Origin of the sequence: Aliidongia sp., assembly GCF_035943795.1 — a bacterium.
Classification (GTDB): Bacteria; Pseudomonadota; Alphaproteobacteria; order ATCC43930; family CGMCC-115725; genus Aliidongia.
Genome location: NZ_DASZBY010000066.1, coordinates 46,152 through 62,150, shown reverse-complemented (window position 1 = coordinate 62,150; position 15,999 = coordinate 46,152). Strand labels below are relative to the sequence as shown.

Sequence of the window (15,999 nt, the reverse complement as noted above, 5' to 3'; positions counted from 1 at the left end):
ACGCGAGCTTGCAAAGACAAAGCGCGCTCGAATATCTTCGCGCGATCCCGCCCGGGTCGGAGACGTTCCGATTTCGCGGCGGCATATTCGGATTTGGCATAGGCCGTTTCCGCAAAGGAAAAGAAGCCTCTCGAGATTTTTTCCGGTTTTTACTCGATCTGCTCAGGGCATCTGGGAAAGAGTTTATGCTATTCAATTCGGCTGAATTTATCTTTGCCTTCTTACCTGTCGTCCTGGTCGGCTATTTTCTACTTGGAAAGCGTTCGCGACGATACGCCGTCGCATGGCTCGTTGCGGCTTCACTGTTCTTCTATGCCTGGTGGCATCCGGGCGACGCGCCCATCCTCGTCGCATCCGTGGTGTTCAACTATGTCATGGGCCTGCTGATCGCAAAATCCCGAGGACCATGGCGGGGGCGGTTTACCGCCTTGGCGATTGCCACCAACTTGACGGTGCTGGCATATTATAAATACGCGAATTTCTTCGAACATTCCGCGCTGAGCTATTTCGGCGTCCATCTGTTCGACAATCCGATTCGGCTGCCGATCGGAATTTCATTTTTCACGTTCACGCAGATCGCCTATCTGGTGGACTCGTACAAGAGAAAGGCGGACGAGCCTGACTTCCTATCCTATTTCCTCTTCGTGACGTATTTCCCGCATTTGATTGCGGGACCGATCTTGCATCACGCCGAAATGATGCCGCAGTTCCGTTCAGGAGCCTCCGTCAGGCCCAGCAGGGATCATATCAACGTGGGCGTTACCGTCTTCGTGATCGGACTTTTCAAGAAAGTCGTGATCGCGGACTCGATTTCCTCCTACGCGAACGTCGTCTTCGATTCGATCTCTTCTGGTCAGCGGCCGGATTTTTTCGATTCCTGGGCCGCCGCGATCGCCTATACTTTCCAGATATATTTCGATTTCTCCGGCTATTGCGACATGGCCATCGGCATCAGCATCCTGTTCAACATCAAGCTGCCGCTGAATTTCAACTCGCCGTACAAAGCGGATTCGCTGATCGAATTCTGGCGCCGCTGGCACATGACACTGTCCCGGTTCCTCAGGGACTATCTCTACATTCCCCTGGGCGGCGGACGGCGGGGCAAGGCACGCCGTTATCTCAACCTGTTCGTGACCATGCTGCTGGGCGGGCTTTGGCATGGGGCCGGGTTCACTTTCATCTTATGGGGCGCGTTCCACGGAGCCGGATTGGCGATCAACCACGCGTGGCGCGAAGTATTTCCGGCAAAGCCTGGCGCACGGACGGCGCGTTTGCCGCGCATCCTGTCGACAGGATCGACGCTGCTCTTCGTCATCGTCGGATGGGTGTTCTTCCGAGCGGCCTCGCTCGCCGATGCCTTCGCTGTGCTGCGGGGCATGGTGTTCCTGAACGGTATCGCCGTGCCCGCTTTTCTCACCAAAGCCGTACCGCTCGCCCGGAAATTCGGCGTGCCGCTGCTGGCGGATGCGCCGACCGCCTTCGATGGCAATTTCCTGACTTCGGCCATCATACTGGGGGCCGTCGTCCTGTTCGCCCCGAACGTGGCGCAGATCATGGCCAGACAACGCCCGATGCTCGACGAGATGGCGCCGGTTGCGCGCGGGAGCTGGTCCGCCAACGGCTTCTGGGCCGTTGCGATCGGGGTCGGCGCGGCGGCTTGCCTGGTCATCATGGCCGGCGCGCAGAAGAGCCAGTTCCTCTATTTCCAGTTCTGAGGCCGCAATGCGCTTTCTGACCCGGGCCATGATCTCTTGCCTCGCGGTGCTCGGCCTCGTCGCCGCCGCACCGATGCTCGGCCTGAAGGCCAACAGCGAATCCGACTGGGTCCAGGGATTATACCTGGCCAAGGAGAGGGCGGCTGCCGCCGTCGCGGGCCCACGCATTCTCGTGGGGTCGGGTTCCAGCGGGCTGCTGGGTGTCGACTCCGCCATGATTTCCGCAGCGACCGGCACGCAAGCGATCAACTTCGGCACCCATGCGGGGCTCGGCCTGAAATATCTGCTCGATCGTCTCGAAGAAAACCTCCGGCCGCATGACGTGGTGATTCTCGCCCTGGAGTATCAGCAATATGTCTCGCCGGTCGAACCGACCACGACCCTGGTGAATTACGCGCCGTTCTTCGACCGGCACTACATCTTCGCGCAGCCGGTCACCGAGTGGCCAAGCTTCGTGCTGGGCTACAACATGCTGGCGTCGGTGAAGAGTTCGATCAAGCGCGTGCTGGGCCAGCCGCCGGCCGCGGGCGGGTTCACCCTGGCCCTGACGCCGTCGGGAGACTACCTGGACAACCAGGCGGGCAGCATGCCGCCGCCGTCGGCGCGGGCCTTGACCCTGTCCCCGCCGGACCCGGTCAATCCCGACGCGATTGCGATCATCAAGGCCTTTGCCGACCGCAGCCGTGCCCGCGGGATCGAGATCGTCGCGATCTGGCCGCCGATGTACCGAAACCCGGTCCTTGGCACCGATCCGGGCTATGCCCGGTTCTTCAAGGACCTGTCCGCGACCTTGGCGGACATCGGCATACCCATGCTGGGCGAGGTCGACGCATTCCTGCTGCCGATGGACCAGATGTTCGACGGCCGATACCACGCGAACAGCGTCGGCCGCGAGACCTACACGCGGGCGCTGGTCGCTGCGTTTTGCGCCCACCAGGCCTGTACGCCGCAACGATAGGACGCTCACTCCCGCGCGATGTAGCGCTTGGTAGAGAGCGCCAGCACGGTCGCCACGAACAGGAAACCGGCCATGGCGATGAGCCCGCTGTCGAACGAGCCGGACAGGTCCTTCATCACGCCCATGATCGACGGGCCGACGAAGCCGCCGACGATGCCGACCGAGTTGATCAGCGCCAGGCCGCCGGCGGCGGCGAGGCCGGTCAGGAACCGGGTCGGGATCGTCCATAGCACCGCACGAGCCGTGCTGGTGCCCACGACGGCGATGGTGAGCCCGATGAAGGCCGGGATGAAGGAATGCACGGTAATCGCCAGCACCAGGCCCAGGCCCGAGACGAGGCAGGTGATCGCCAGGTTGAACACCGCCTTGCCGCGGCGATCGATGAAGCCGGCCCAGACGATCATGATGATGCAGGCGAAGAGGTTCGCCAGCGCGGTCAGCCAGCCGACGACCACGTTGGTGAAATGCTGCTCCTTCAGGATCAGCGGCAGGAAGATGGCGACGCCGTAGGCGCCGACCGTATAGGTGAACTGGACCAGGGCAAGCGTCAGCACGCGCCCGTCCCGCAGGCTTTCCCACAGGTTGCGCCGCTCGCGCTCCTTGGGCTCTGCGGCCAGGCGCCGGACGATGAACTCCCGCTCGGCTGCGTTGAGGAACTTGGCCTTCTGCGGCGTGTCGACCATCAGCACCAGCAGCAGCACGCCCATGGCGACCGCGGGCAGGCCTTCGGCCAGGAACAGCCATTTCCAGCCGGCGAGGCCCAGCCAGCCGTCGAGCTCGAGCAATGCGCCGGACAAGGGGCCGCCGATGACCGAGGACGCCGGGATGGCGACCAGGAACCAGGCATAGATGCGTGCGCGATATTCCCGCGGGAACCAGAGTGTCAAATAGAATGCCGCGCCCGGAAAGAACCCCGCCTCGGCAGCGCCCAGTAGAAAGCGCAGCAGGTAGAAGCTCCAGGGTCCGGTGACGAAGACCGTCGCCATCGAGATCAGGCCCCAGCTGATCAGGATGCGGGCGAGCCAGATCCGGGCGCCCAGGCGATAGAGCGCCACGTTGCTGGGTACCTCGAACAGGCAATAGCCGATGAACAGCACGCCGGCGCCGTAACCGAACTGCGTCGCCGTCAGGCCGATCTCCTTGTTCATCGTGAGCGCGGCGAAGCCGACGTTGGTGCGATCGATGAAATTGATGATGTAGGCGATGGTCAGCAGCGGCAGCACGCGCCACGCGATCCGGGCGAAGAGGCGCTTCTCGTCCGCCGCACTCACGGCGGCGCCGCTCTCCGGTCGGTCGACGTAGTTGGTGGTCGCCATCGACGTCCTCCCTGTCATTCGTCTTTTTGCTTCAGTTGGCTATCAGGGCCGCGAGTGCCTCGCCCACAGCGGCGGTGCCGAGCGTGCCGCCAACGTCTCGGGTCGCCTTGCCGGCGGCGATCGCCTGGGTAATGCCGGTCTCGATCGCGCGCGCGGCCTCGCCGAACCGGGCGGCCTGGTGACGCTCGCCATGCCAGTCGAGGAGCAGGACGGCGGACAGGATGAGCGAGAATGGATTGGCGACGTCCTGCCCGGCGATGTCGGGTGCCGAACCGTGCGCCGCCTGGGCCATGGCATGGGTCGCACCGGCATTGAGCGAGCCGCCGAGGCCGAGGCTGCCCGACAGTTCCGCCGTCAGGTCCGACAGGATATCGCCGAACATGTTGGTGGTGACGATCACGTCGTAGCGGCTCGGATGGCGCACGACATGGGCCATCATCGCATCGACGATGACCGCGTCCATCTCGATGCCGGGATAGCGGGCGACCGTGGCGCGGCAGATGTCGAGGAACATGCCGTCGCCGATCTTCAGCACGTTCGCCTTGTGCACGACGGTCAGGCGCTTGCGGCGGCGGGCGGCCAGGGCGCAGGCGGCCTCGGCGATGCGTTCGCAGCATTGCCGGGTGATGCGGCGCAGCGAGATGACCACGTCGGGTGTCACCAGGATCTCGCCGTTGCCCTGCTCCATATTGCGGTCGGCATAGAAGCCTTCGGTATTCTCACGGACCACGACCAAGTCGAAATCCTCGACCGGCGATTTCATGCCCGGATAGGTCCGCGCCGGTCGGACGTTGGCGAACAGGTCCAGTTCTTTGCGGAAGAATTTCGACGGGTTGATCTGGCCCTTCGCCTCGTCCTTGAAATCGAAGGTCGCGGTCGGCCCCAGCATGACGCCATCGGCGGTCCGGGCCAGGTCGAGCAACTCGGGCCGCACCGTGGTGCCGTGCTGGCGCAGGCTGGCGTGGCCGACGTCGTGCTCGTCCATTTCCAGGCCGAGGTCGAACCGCTTCGAGGCTGCGCGCAACACGGCCTGGGTGGCGGACGTGATCTCGGGACCGATCCCGTCGCCGGGCAATACGAGCAGTCGCATGGGCTTTGTTCCTTCGCTGGTTCAGGCGGCCGCGAGACGGCCGAGTACGTAGGGCAGGATGCCGCCCGCGCGCAGATAGGCTTCCTCGACCTGGGTATCGACGCGCAGGCGCAGGACGACCCGCGCGTCGCTGCCGCCGGTGCGCCGGACGGTCAGCACCATGTCGCGGCCGTCGCGCACCAGGTCGAGCATTTCCGAGCCGTCGAGCCTGAGCGTCGTCCGGGTGACGCCGGCTGGAAATTCCAGCGGCAGCACGCCCATGCCGACCAGGTTCTTGCGGTGGATCCGCTCGAAGCTCTCGGCGATGATCGCGCGCACGCCGAGCAGCGAGGGCCCCTTGGCGCCCCAGTCGCGGCTGGATCCGGCGCCATATTCCCGGCCGGCGACGATGACGAGCGGCGTGCCTTCGCCCTGATAGCGCAGCGCTGCGTCATAGACCGCCATCGTCTCGCCGCTCGGCAGATGGATCGTCCGGCCGCCCGGCAGCCGCGCATCGGCCGGCAACAGCGCGTTGGCCAGCTTCGGATTGCTGAACAGCCCGCGCAGCAGAACTTCGTGATTGCTGCGCCGGGTTGAATATTGATTGAACGCGGCGACCGGTACGCCCTCGGCCGTCAGGTAGCGCCCGGCGAGACTGTCCGGCGGAATGGCGCCGGCCGGCGAGATATGGTCGGTCGTGACATGGTCGCCGAGCAGCAGCAGCATCCGCGCGCCCCGGATCTCGTCCGTCACCGGGCGCACATGGTCGAAATAGGGCGGCCGGCGGATGTAGGTCGATGCCGCATCCCAGGGAAAGGTGACGCCGCTTCTGGACGCGATGCGCGACCAGGCCGGATCGTCGCCGAGGCCGACGGCCATCCGCCGCGCATAGGCCGGCTCGACCACCCGGGCCAGAATGGCGTCGACCTCGGCATCCTCCGGCCATAGCTCGGCAAGCGTGATCGGGCGGCCGGCCTCGTTCCAGCCGACCGGCTCGGTCCGCAGGTCGCGCACCACGGTGCCGGCGAGCGCATAGACGACGACCAGGCCCGGCGACGCGAGATACGCCGCCTGAATATGCGGGTTGATCCGGCCTTCGAAATTGCGATTGCCGGACACGACAGCGGTGCCGACCAGCCCGTCCCGGACCATCCCACGGATGGCGGGGTCCAACTCACCGGAATTGCCGATGCAGGTCATGCAGCCGAAGCCGGCGATCTGGAAACCCAACGCGTCGAAATCGGCCTGCAAACCGGCATCGGCCAGATAGTCCGCGACCGCGCGGGATCCGGGCGACAGTGAGGTCCGCACCCAGGCCGGTATGCGCAGGCCCAGCTGCCGGGCGCGCCGCGCCAGCAGGCCGGCCTGGATCATCAGCCGCGGATTGGACGTGTTCGTGCAGCTGGTGATGGCCGCGATCAGCACGGCGCCGTCGGCGACGGCGGTCTCCGGGGATTGCGGCGGCAGGCGACCCTGCTCAGCCAGCACGTCTGCGAAACTCGCCGGCACGGCGGCAAGGGCCACGCGCTGGTCCGGCCGGCGCGGGCCGGCGAGGCTGGTCTCGATCATGTCGAGATCGAGGTCGACGATGCTGGAAAACGCGATGTCGGCGGCGGGATCGCGCCACAGGCCCTGCGCCTTGGCATAGGCCTCGACGATCTCGACCTGCTCCGCCGACCGGCCGGTCGTGCGCAGGAACCGGATCGTCACGGCGTCGACCGGAAAATAGGCGATGGTGGCGCCATATTCCGGCGCCATGTTCGCGACGGTCGCCCGGTCGGCGAGGCTCAGGTGATCGAGCCCGTCGCCGAAGAATTCGACGAACCTGTCGACCACGCCGACCCGGCGCAGCAGTTCGGTGACCGACAGCACCAGGTCGGTCGCAGTGATGCCCGGCCGCAGACGTCCGGTGGTGCGGATGCCGACCACCTGCGGCAGTTGCAGGCCCAGCGGCTCGCCCAGCGCCGCCGCCTGGCCCTCGATGCCGCCGACGCCCCAGCCCAAGACGCCCAGCGCATTGATCATCGGCGTATGGCTGTCGGTGCCGACCAGGGTGTCGGGCACCAGCGACGGCGCGCCCTCGTGGTCGGTTTCGCTCCGCACCACACTCGCCAATGTTTCCAGGTTGATCTGGTGGCAGATGCCGTTGCCGGGCGACACGACCTGGAAATTGCGCAGGTTTTCCTGGCCCCAGCGCACGAAGGCATAGCGCTCGCCATTGCGCTCGAAATCGCGGGCGAGGTTGTGGGCGGCGGCGTCGGCCGTGCCGAACCGGTCGACCGCGACCGAATGGTCGATGACCAGGGTTACCGGGATCAGCGGATTGACCAGGGCCGGATCGCCGCCCTGCGCCTGCATGGCGTCGCGCATCGCGCCCAGGTCGGCCAGGGCCGGCAGGCAGGTCGTGTCGTGCATCAGCACCCGCGCCGGTCGGAACGGGATCTCCAGATCGCTGTCGGTGGCCCCGGCGAGCCAGCGTCCGAACGCGGGCAGCAGGGCCGGCTCATGACGCGCGACATTCTCCGCCAGCAGCTTCAGCGAGACGGGCAGGTGGGTGAAGCCAGGCATCGCCGCCGCGACCTTGGCCAGGCTGACGAGGCGCCAGGGCTTGCCGCCGACCGTCAGCGTGTCGGCGAAATCCGCCACGGTCACGGCCGCCCCTCGATCCAGTCGGTCAGCAGCGCCTGCTGCGCCGCCTTGATGTGCTGGCGCGCGGCCGCCTCGGCGGCCACGGGATCGCGGGCGACGATCGCGGCCACGATCGCCTCGTGCTCGCGCCGCGCCTCGTCGCTCCGGCCCTGGGACCGGCGGGTCTGCCGGGTGACCAGCGCCATTTGCGACCACAGCGCGCGCAGCGGCGTCAGCAGATAGCGGTTATGGGCGCAAACATAGATTTCCGCATGGAACTTGCGGTTATAGCGGGCGCCGGCGACGGGATCGCCCGCCACGCTGCGCTCCAGCTCCAGCAGCGATTGCAGGGCCGCGATTTCGGCATCGGCGGCGTAGCGGGCGGCGAGGGCGGCCGCAGTGCCCTCCATCGCCTCGCGCGCCAGGAACAGCTCGCCCACCATCTGCCGATCCAGCGAGGCGATGACGATGCCGCGATAGGCCTCGTGGCGCAGCAGCCCTTCGCCGCCCAGCCGGACTAGCGCGTCGCGTACCGGCGTGCGGCTCATTTCGAGCCAGGCCGTCAGTTCCGCTTCCTTGACGCGCGTGCCGGGCGGCAGCCGCCCGGTCTGGATCGCGTCGAAGATGCGGTCATAGGCGATCTGGGCCAGCGAGCCCGCGCCGTCGGAGGTCTGTTCGGAGACCGTGATCAGGTCGGGATTGGCTGACATCACAGATGCGGCGCCCGTGAAAAGTCGAACAGGGTGGTCGTGTCGAGGTCGTCGCCGAACCAGGCCGTGACGCCGGCGCGGCGCTCGCCGACATAGGTCGGCACGCCGTCTTCCAGCAGCATCGGCAGGTCATGGCCGGGGATCAGCAGCGTGTCCGGCCGCTCTCGCCACATCCGCCAGATCATCTCGATCGAGCTTTGCGAGGCCGCTTCGTCCATGGTCATGTCGGCGGCGCGCGAGACCAGTTCGGCCCGGTTCTTGGCGGCGTCGCCGCTGAACAGCACGCGTCGGTGCTCGCCGTCCAGGCGGAACACCAGGCAGCCCGGCGTATGGCCGGGCGCTCGCACGGCCTGGATGCCGGGCAGCACCGTGTCGCCGTCGGCGATCAGCGCCAGGCGCGGGCTGTCGGCCAGGGCCTGGACATAGAGTTCCGGCAGCACCGGGTCGCCCCACAGCGGCAGGGCCCAGTCCATCTCGACCTTGCCGATATGGATGCGCGCCTTGGGGAACAGCACCCAGTTGATCGAATGGTCGTAATGGGCGTGGGTCAGCAGCACATCGGTGACGTCGGCCGGTGCCAGGCCGGCGCGGGCGAGCCCGGCATAGATCGACTTGCGCGCGCTGAAGGCGCCGGTATCGATGACCGCGATCCGGTCGCCCATGCGCAGCAGCGCGATGGTGCTCCAGCCAAGGCCGCCGTGGCACAGCGAACGGCCGGGGAAACCCTGGACCAGGATGGTCAGGTCGAACGCCGGATCGGTAAATTTCTGCAGGGCGTCGCTCATTCCATCGTCTCCTCGGCCGCGAGCATGTCGAGATCCGCCTGGGCGATGGCGACGCCATGCAGCCGCTGCTCGGCGACCCGCCGGGATTCCCGTTCGCCCGGCATCAGGATCTCGTCGAAGCCCTCGGCCAGCGGGTTCGCCTTCGCGCGCCGGACCAGTTCGTCCATGTCGGCCTGATATTGTCCCGGCGGCAGGAACAGGTCGGGGCGGAACGCCAGGAAGCAATGGCCGACGTTCTGCGGCGCGGTGAAATCGGCATACTGGTCGCGCACCTGGCCGCCAAAGGCCGCACCCGCCATGACGCCGGCCAGCGCCTCCATCATCAGCGACAGGCCGGAGCCCTTGGGACCGCCCAGCGGCAGGACGACGCCGCGATAGGCCGCCTCCGCGTCGGTCGTCGGCCGGCCGTGCTCGTCGAGCGCCCAGCCTTCCGGAATGGTCTCGCCCCGCTGGATCGCCCGCCGGATCTTGCCGCGGGCCGCGACCGAGGTCGCCATGTCCAGCAGCAGCGGCGGCTCAGCCCCGCCGGGCACCGCAAGGCCGAGCGGACTCGTGCCGAGGAACGGCACCTTGCCGCCCCAGATCGGCATGGTGGGCGACGCGTTGGTCAGCACCATCGCCGCCATCCCGGCCTCGACCGCCTGCAGCAGATAGGCCGTCGCCATGCCGAAATGATTGCTGTGGCAGGCCGCGACCAGGCCGATGCCATAGATTTGCGCCCGCTCGATCGCGGCGTTCATGGCGTGGGTCCCGACGACGAAGCCCATGGCGTTGTCGCCGTCCAGGCGCGCGATCACGGGCGTCGGTGTCTCGAACGTGAATGCCGGCTGGGCGTTGACCAACCCCAGGCGAAGGCGCTTCGCGTAGATCGGAATACGGCTGATGCCGTGGGTCGGAACGCCGCGCATGTCGGCTTCGATCAGGCATTCCGCCACACGGGCCGCATGGGCACCGGATAGGCCGCGCTTGGTGAAGATGCCGCTGACGGTGCCGAAGAGCGTGTCGTAGGCGATCGTCTGGCGATCGGTCATGCGTCGATCCTCCTCCCTAGCCGCATGCATTTGTATACAAAAGTTTTCAGTTGTACAATAAAGCGAAGTGCGTCACCGGGAGGGTCGATGGATGACCGAAGGCAAAGCAGTGCTGGGCGTGCGGCATGGCGCGTTGGGTTTCGCAATGCCGGCCGGGGCCTGCGACACCCATGTCCACGTGTTCGGGCCCGCGGCGCAATTTCCCTACGCGCCGCATCGCGGCTACACGCCGGACAACGCCTCGGTCTCCGACCTGCTGACCCTGCATGGGCTGCTCGGCCTCGAACGCGTCGTGCTGGTGCAGCCGAGCCCCTATGGCACCGACAATCGCCGCCTGCTCGCGGCGCTGCGGGAACTCGGGTCGCGCGCGCGCGGCATCGCCGTCATCGATGCCGACGCGTCCCTGGCGGATCTGTCGGCGATGCATGAGGCCGGCGTGCGGGGCGCGCGGGTCAATCTGGAGAGCGAGGGTCAGCACGATCCGTCGCTGGCGCTCGACGGCTTGCGCCAGGTCGCGGCGCGGGTGGCGCCGCTCGGCTGGCACGTCCAGACCTATGCGAGCCTGTCGGTGATCGCCGCTCTGCACGATGCGATCCTGGATTTGCCGGTGCCGCTGGTCATCGACCATTTCGGCCGGGCTTCGGCGGCCGGCGGCGTGGATCAGCCAGGCTTCGCCGCCTTGCTGTCGCTGGTCGCGAGCGGCCGGGTCCTGGTCAAGCTATCGGCACCGTGCCGCATCTCGAGCCGGCCGGATTATGCCGATGCCGGCACCATCGCCCGGGCGCTGATCGCGGCCGGACCGGACCATCTGCTGTGGGGCACGGATTGGCCTCATACCTCGACCAGACGCGACCCGTCGCGGGCGACGACGGCGATCGAGCCATTCCAGCCGGAGGACGACGGCCGGGCACTCGATCGCCTGCATGAATGGGTCGACGGCGACCGGGACCTGCTGCGGCGGATCCTGGTGCGCACTCCCGCGCGGCTCTACGGGTTTCCGGGAGAGAACCCGGCCGCCTAGAAAGCGATCTTCAACTTCGCTCCGGCCCGCTGGTCGGAGCCGTCACCGCGGGCGAGTGAGCTGTCGAAATCGACGAGGGCGGTGAAGGTATCGTTGATCGGGAAGTCGACGCCGCCGTTCAGACGCAGCCAGGTGTGCTTGGCGGCGTCGATCTGAGTCGCGATCGTGATGGCGGACTGGGTTACGAGCCGCGACGTGATGGTGCGGTCGCCGTCGGCGAACTGGTCGTTGTAGGTCAGGCGAAGGTGGGGGGTGAGTGCTACGCCGGCGATGCTGGTGTCGACCGCCGCTTCCAGGCCGATCTCGCCGACCAGGGAATTGATCCCCTGGCTATCGATGGTCTGGTTGAGACCCACGGCGCCATGCTCGGTATAGGCGCCGATATGGACGTAGGCATAGCGCAGTTCCACGACCGGGCCGAACCGGAAATTGCCGGCATGAAGCGTGTAGCCGCCGTCGATTTCGTAACCGAGCGTCCGGCCGTCGGTGGTGGCCTGCGCGGTCTGATTGGCAACGAAGGTGTTGCGCGCCAGCTTGTCCCAGTCGTTGCCGATGTAGCTGACGGCCGCACCGAAATGGAAGTCGTCGGTGAAATAGGTCGCGTAGAGCGCGCCCTGATAGGATTGCTGCCGGGCCTGGCCCAGGCTTTCGTGCAGGTCGCCGGTGATCGTGCCGTAGCCGAACAGGCCGCCCAGCGCCAGGTGCGGCGTCAGCTTGTAGTCGAGGCCGCCGGTCACGTCGGTCTGGTCGTAGCTGAACCCGACAGCGTCGTAGCGATCGTCGCGCGAGCCCCAACCGTAGCTGCCGGTGACGAAGCCGCTCAGCGGCTTGTCCGGGTTGGGCGCCGCGCCATCGCCGCCACCGGTCGACATGGACAGGCCGGAAGCGCCGTTGCGCAATGCCTGCGTCCGGCTGGTAATATGGTCGTACAGCGTATTGGCTGCGACGATCGCCATTTCGCCCTGGGCGCCGACCACGGTCGGGCCTTGCAGCGAGGCCGTGAAGAAACGCGCAAAAATCTGGTGAAACTGCTCGGTCGGATGCTCCTCGTCCCAGAACAGGTATGGCTGTTTCTGGGCGATGCAGGCGGCGTTCAGCACGCATTCCTGGGTCACGTTGGTCAGGCCGTACTTCGCCGGATGGGCGATGACGTCGGATACCAGAGCGTCGACGTCGGCGACGACGATGTTGACGTGTAACTGCCGCGACAGCTGCGCCATCGACTGGGTCAGGTCCGCGTTGTGCGCCGTGGTCGCGAACAACCCGATGTCGGCGCTGGCCGGCGTGCCGTTGAGCGTTGGGGTGACGCCCAGGTTCGGCAGGTTCGGCACCAGGAAATTCTTGACGCCGGTGCTGGCGAGTTGGGTGACCTCCAGGCTGATGTTGCCGACCGCGGTGGCGGCGACCTGGGTCAGCACCGCCTGCACCACCGGCAGCGGAATGGACGGGTTGGCCGCACCCGACAGGCCCAGATAATCGTTGGCGCCGGTCCAGAGCACGAACAGGTCGCGGCTGTTGGCCCGGCTGCCGGTCGCCAGATAGCGCTCAACCTCGTTCTCGGTTCCCGCCTCCGGGAAATTGCCGAGGTTGGTCGTACCGGACAGCGCGCCGCCTAGGGCGTCGTCGGTAAAACGCGCCTCGGGAACGTTCAGCAGCGACGGCAGATATTCCGCATAGGCTGGGCCGTTCGAGAAGCGGCCGGGGTAGTAGGGTGGCGAGGGACGGGCGGTGACGCCGTAGAGCTTCGGAATGTTGCCGTTGTCGGACAGGCTGTCACCGAAGACATGAATGCCGGTGAATTGTTCCTCGGCCATCGCCGGTCCCGAAAGCATGAGGGCCGCGATCGCTGCGGAAGTAAAAAAGCGCATCCCGAACCCCATCCTGAAAAACTCGGCTGGGCTGCTTCTATCACCCGGTAAAATTGTTCAACAATGCGAGATTGACGCTATGGACGAAGGCTTTGCGATCTGTTGCGCGCTGGCCACAATTTTCTACCAGGAAGCTCGCGAGGAGCCATTTAAAGTCGCAAAAATTGCCCGCCGGGCGGGGGAACGAGTTCTGGTTCGGGTGGCGGAGGGATTTTGCGGCAGAGCCCGTTCGGGCACCACGTCCGGTTTCACGGCGTTCGACATACGGCGCGACCCGGTACTGGCGCCAAGGTCTTTTCATCTTGCCGGCCCAGGCGATCCATTCGGCGGTGGAGCCGGACGCCCCTCGACGGCGCTGACCAGTTTCCGGCCAGACCGCTCGACGGTCAGCGATACATCGGCGGGAAGTCTTGAGTGAAATGGAACCTGTGCAGACGAGCGCGCGCGCGGATGGCGCGTTGCCGATAATTCTTCACGTAGTTATAGCGCCAGCTATACAGCATCGGGACTGCGACGGATGCGGCGATCCAAGTCAACCCAATCGCTAGCCAAGACATGGGAGCCTCCGGTTTCGGACCATTCAACCTGTTAACCGGTGTCGCGCAATTTTGATCCTCTTTTTGTCACATCCTGGGGCTGTGCCCCATGTTTGACACAGCGAGCGCCCTTTCGATCGCCGCCAGCCGAATGCACAGCGCGATACCCTCGGCGGCAATCTTCACGGTCTCAACATTGGGAAAAGTCGGGGCAAGGCGCAAAACGCGATCGTTCGGATCGACACCGCCAGGCCAGGTCGCCCCAGCCGGCGTCAGCGCGATGCCCAGCTCCCGGGCCAGCTCGACCGTGCGCCGCGCCGTACCGTCCATGGCGTCGACGCTGATGAAATAGCCGCCGGCCGGCGTGGTCCAGCGCACGGTGCCGAGATCGGACAGATGCCGATCGAGCGCCTCGGTGACGGCCGCGAACTTCGGGGCCAGCAAGTGCCGTTGCGCTGCCATGTGCCGCTCCAGCCCGGAGAAATCGCGCAGAAAGCGCACGTGCCGCAACTGGTTCAGCTTGTCCGGCCCGATGGTCCGCCGGTTGGCCCGCGCCAGATACCAGGCGACGTTTGCCGGGGAGCCGCCGAAGAACGCGAGGCCTGCGCCGGCCAGAGTTACCTTCGAGGTCGAAGCGAAGATGAACGGCCGATCCGCATGGCCCGCCTCGCGGGCCAACGTCAGGACATCGGCCAGTTCCGGCTGTATCCCGGTCAGGTGATGGACTGCATAGGCATTATCCCAGAACAGCCGGAAATCCGGCGCGCCGGTCTTCATGGTGGCGAGCCGCCGGACGGTTGCCGCCGAATAGACCGCCCCGGTCGGGTTGGAATATTTCGGCACGCACCACATGCCCTTGACCGAAGGATCCGCCGCCAAAGCCTCGACGGCGTCCATGTCCGGCCCATCCTCGTTCATGGCGACCGGCAGCAGGCGGAACCCGAACTCTTCGCACAGCGCGAAATGCCGGTCGTAGCCCGGCACCGGGCAGATGAAGGCGGGAGAGGCGGCCCGTGACCAGGGTTCCGTTCCGCCCGGCACACCTTTCAGCAGCGCCCAGACGAGGCAGTCATGCATCACCGCGAGGCTGGAATTCTCGGCGACGACGATCTGGTCGGGCGGCGCGTCCAGCATCGGCGCGAACAGGCGGCGCGTCTCCGGCAGCCCTTGGATGCCGCCATAGTTGCGGGCGTCTTCGCCAGCCTCGGTCTGATAGTCGCCGTTCCCCGGCAGGGTCAGCATACCGTTCGACAGCGCGAGCTGTTCCGGCGACGGCTTGCCGCGCGTCATGTCGAGTTTCAGCTCGCGCGATCGGAAGCTGTCATACAGGTCGCGGGTACGACGCTCCCAGACGGCGAGCGTTTCGGGCGGCAGGTCGAGAAGGGCAGGCACGTCGCTCTCCGATACAGGCGGCAAGGAGCCATAGAGTCACTCCACAGCCCCGGTTCGGGGCAAGCGCTAGAATGTCTCGGAGACAATTTTGCCGTGCCGGCCTTGCATCCGACCAGGAAAGCCGGGTTAAGCTCCTGGCCTGATGAGGAACGCGGTTCGGTTCGACCCGCGATCAGGGAGAATGTCATGCGGTCGATCGGGTTGCGCGTGCTGGCGCTGGGGTTTGCCGGCCTGCTCATGGCGGAAACGGCCGGGGCTGCCGAGATCAAGGTGATGAATTCCGGCGGCTTCGCCGCACCTTACAAGGCGCTGGCGCCGGAATTCGAGCAGGCGAGCCACGACCACCTGGAGATCGCGTGGGGGCCGTCGATGGGCACGACCCATGACGCGATCCCGGTGCGGCTGGCACGCGGCGAACCGGTCGACGTACTGATCATGGTCGCGTCCGCGCTCGACGATCTGGTGAAGCAAGGCAAGGTGGTGCCGGCCAGCCGGGTCGATATCGCCAAATCCTACATCGGCATGGCGGTGAAGGCCGGCACGCCCAAGCCGGACATCTCGACCGCGGACGCCCTGAAGCGCACTCTGCTCGCTGCCAAGTCGATCGCCTATTCCGACAGCGCCAGCGGCGTCTATCTCTCGACCGAGGGCTTCAAGCAACTGGGCATCGCCGACCAGATCGCCGGCAAGAGTCGCATGATCCCCGCGACGCCGGTCGGCGAGATCGTGGCCAGGGGCGAGGCGGAGCTTGGCTTTCAGCAATTGAGCGAACTGATGCCGGTGCCCGGCATCGAGGTGGTAGGGCCCCTGCCGCCGGGGATCCAGAAGGTCACGCTTTACGCCGCCGGCATCTCGACCGCATCGAAGGAGCCGGCTGCTGCCAAGGCGTTCATCGCCTTCCTGACCTCGGCGAAAGCAGCGCCGACGGTCAAGAGCTTCGGGCTCGATCCGATCACGGCGGCCCCATAAC

General features: G+C 66.3%; 13 protein-coding genes. 5 read left to right on the top strand and 8 right to left on the bottom strand.

The genetic code is table 11. The annotated features are described in order from the left end of the window. The first annotated feature begins 8 nt into the window (after window positions 1-8). Window positions 9-1,715, top strand: coding sequence for an MBOAT family protein (locus VGV37_RS11320; RefSeq protein WP_326879777.1), 1,707 nt, complete (start codon window positions 9-11; stop codon window positions 1,713-1,715). Between the two features lie 7 nt (window positions 1,716-1,722). Further along, the gene (locus VGV37_RS11315; RefSeq protein ID WP_326879776.1) at window positions 1,723-2,673 is read left to right on the top strand and encodes a hypothetical protein; all 951 of its coding nucleotides are present in this window, start codon (window positions 1,723-1,725) and stop codon (window positions 2,671-2,673) included. 5 nt (window positions 2,674-2,678) lie between these two features. Here VGV37_RS11315 and VGV37_RS11310 read toward each other — a convergent pair whose 3' ends face one another. Genes VGV37_RS11310 through VGV37_RS11285 form a run of 6 tightly spaced genes read right to left on the bottom strand, consistent with a single transcriptional unit; the run spans window position 2,679 to window position 10,212 of the window. Continuing rightward, on the bottom strand, window positions 2,679-3,989 hold the full coding sequence (locus VGV37_RS11310) for an MFS transporter (protein WP_326879775.1): 1,311 nt from the start codon (window positions 3,987-3,989) through the stop codon (window positions 2,679-2,681). A gap of 31 nt (window positions 3,990-4,020) precedes the next feature. Beyond that, a complete protein-coding gene (locus VGV37_RS11305; RefSeq protein WP_326879774.1) occupies window positions 4,021-5,079 on the bottom strand; it encodes an isocitrate/isopropylmalate dehydrogenase family protein in 1,059 nt (352 codons plus the stop codon). 21 nt (window positions 5,080-5,100) lie between these two features. Further along, window positions 5,101-7,710 (bottom strand): aconitate hydratase AcnA, encoded by a 2,610-nt coding sequence (gene acnA, locus VGV37_RS11300; protein ID WP_326879773.1) that lies wholly within the window; start codon window positions 7,708-7,710, stop codon window positions 5,101-5,103. Continuing rightward, window positions 7,707-8,396, bottom strand: coding sequence for a GntR family transcriptional regulator (locus VGV37_RS11295; RefSeq protein WP_326879772.1), 690 nt, complete (start codon window positions 8,394-8,396; stop codon window positions 7,707-7,709). Before VGV37_RS11295 ends, acnA begins: the two co-directional genes overlap by 4 nt. Beyond that, window positions 8,396-9,181, bottom strand: a complete 786-nt coding sequence (locus VGV37_RS11290) for an MBL fold metallo-hydrolase (protein ID WP_326879771.1) — start codon at window positions 9,179-9,181, stop codon at window positions 8,396-8,398. Before VGV37_RS11290 ends, VGV37_RS11295 begins: the two co-directional genes overlap by 1 nt. Next, window positions 9,178-10,212, bottom strand: coding sequence for an Ldh family oxidoreductase (locus VGV37_RS11285; RefSeq protein WP_326879770.1), 1,035 nt, complete (start codon window positions 10,210-10,212; stop codon window positions 9,178-9,180). The genes VGV37_RS11290 and VGV37_RS11285 overlap by 4 nt, the downstream gene beginning before the upstream one ends. A gap of 91 nt (window positions 10,213-10,303) precedes the next feature. On the opposite strand from VGV37_RS11285, the gene VGV37_RS11280 reads away from it, so the two are divergent. Next, window positions 10,304-11,233 carry an amidohydrolase family protein gene (locus tag VGV37_RS11280; protein ID WP_326879769.1) on the top strand — a complete coding sequence of 310 codons (930 nt, stop codon included), beginning with the start codon at window positions 10,304-10,306 and terminating at the stop codon, window positions 11,231-11,233. Here VGV37_RS11280 and VGV37_RS11275 read toward each other — a convergent pair. Continuing rightward, a complete protein-coding gene (locus tag VGV37_RS11275) occupies window positions 11,230-13,047 on the bottom strand; it encodes an autotransporter domain-containing protein (protein ID WP_326879768.1) in 1,818 nt (605 codons plus the stop codon). The genes VGV37_RS11280 and VGV37_RS11275 overlap by 4 nt on opposite strands. Before the next feature lie 16 nt (window positions 13,048-13,063). On the opposite strand from VGV37_RS11275, the gene VGV37_RS11270 reads away from it, so the two are divergent. Beyond that, complete coding sequence (locus tag VGV37_RS11270) at window positions 13,064-13,519, top strand: hypothetical protein (protein WP_326879767.1); 456 nt, start codon at window positions 13,064-13,066, stop codon at window positions 13,517-13,519. Between the two features lie 205 nt (window positions 13,520-13,724). Here the strand turns inward: VGV37_RS11270 and VGV37_RS11265 are convergent, their stop codons facing one another. Beyond that, entirely contained in the window at window positions 13,725-15,029 is a 1,305-nt protein-coding gene (locus VGV37_RS11265; protein WP_326879766.1) for an aminotransferase class I/II-fold pyridoxal phosphate-dependent enzyme, read from the bottom strand. A 186-nt stretch (window positions 15,030-15,215) separates the two neighbouring features. Here VGV37_RS11265 and VGV37_RS11260 point away from each other — a divergent pair, with 186 nt between their 5' ends. Then, on the top strand, window positions 15,216-15,998 hold the full coding sequence (locus tag VGV37_RS11260; RefSeq protein WP_326879765.1) for a substrate-binding domain-containing protein: 783 nt from the start codon (window positions 15,216-15,218) through the stop codon (window positions 15,996-15,998). The last annotated feature ends 1 nt before the right edge of the window (window position 15,999 follow it).

Bases quoted from the DNA above. Each gene is read 5' to 3' on its own strand.
- VGV37_RS11280 (WP_326879769.1), top strand. From the start codon at position 10,304: ATGACCGAAGGCAAAGCAGTGCTGGGCGTGCGGCATGGCGCGTTGGGT.
- VGV37_RS11260 (WP_326879765.1), top strand. From the start codon at position 15,216: ATGCGGTCGATCGGGTTGCGCGTGCTGGCGCTGGGGTTTGCCGGCCTG.
- VGV37_RS11305 (WP_326879774.1), bottom strand. From the start codon at position 5,079: ATGCGACTGCTCGTATTGCCCGGCGACGGGATCGGTCCCGAGATCACG.
- VGV37_RS11295 (WP_326879772.1), bottom strand. From the start codon at position 8,396: ATGTCAGCCAATCCCGACCTGATCACGGTCTCCGAACAGACCTCCGAC.
- VGV37_RS11270 (WP_326879767.1), top strand. From the start codon at position 13,064: ATGAGGGCCGCGATCGCTGCGGAAGTAAAAAAGCGCATCCCGAACCCC.
- VGV37_RS11315 (WP_326879776.1), top strand. From the start codon at position 1,723: ATGCGCTTTCTGACCCGGGCCATGATCTCTTGCCTCGCGGTGCTCGGC.
- VGV37_RS11275 (WP_326879768.1), bottom strand. From the start codon at position 13,047: ATGGCCGAGGAACAATTCACCGGCATTCATGTCTTCGGTGACAGCCTG.
- VGV37_RS11285 (WP_326879770.1), bottom strand. From the start codon at position 10,212: ATGACCGATCGCCAGACGATCGCCTACGACACGCTCTTCGGCACCGTC.
- VGV37_RS11310 (WP_326879775.1), bottom strand. From the start codon at position 3,989: ATGGCGACCACCAACTACGTCGACCGACCGGAGAGCGGCGCCGCCGTG.
- VGV37_RS11290 (WP_326879771.1), bottom strand. From the start codon at position 9,181: ATGAGCGACGCCCTGCAGAAATTTACCGATCCGGCGTTCGACCTGACC.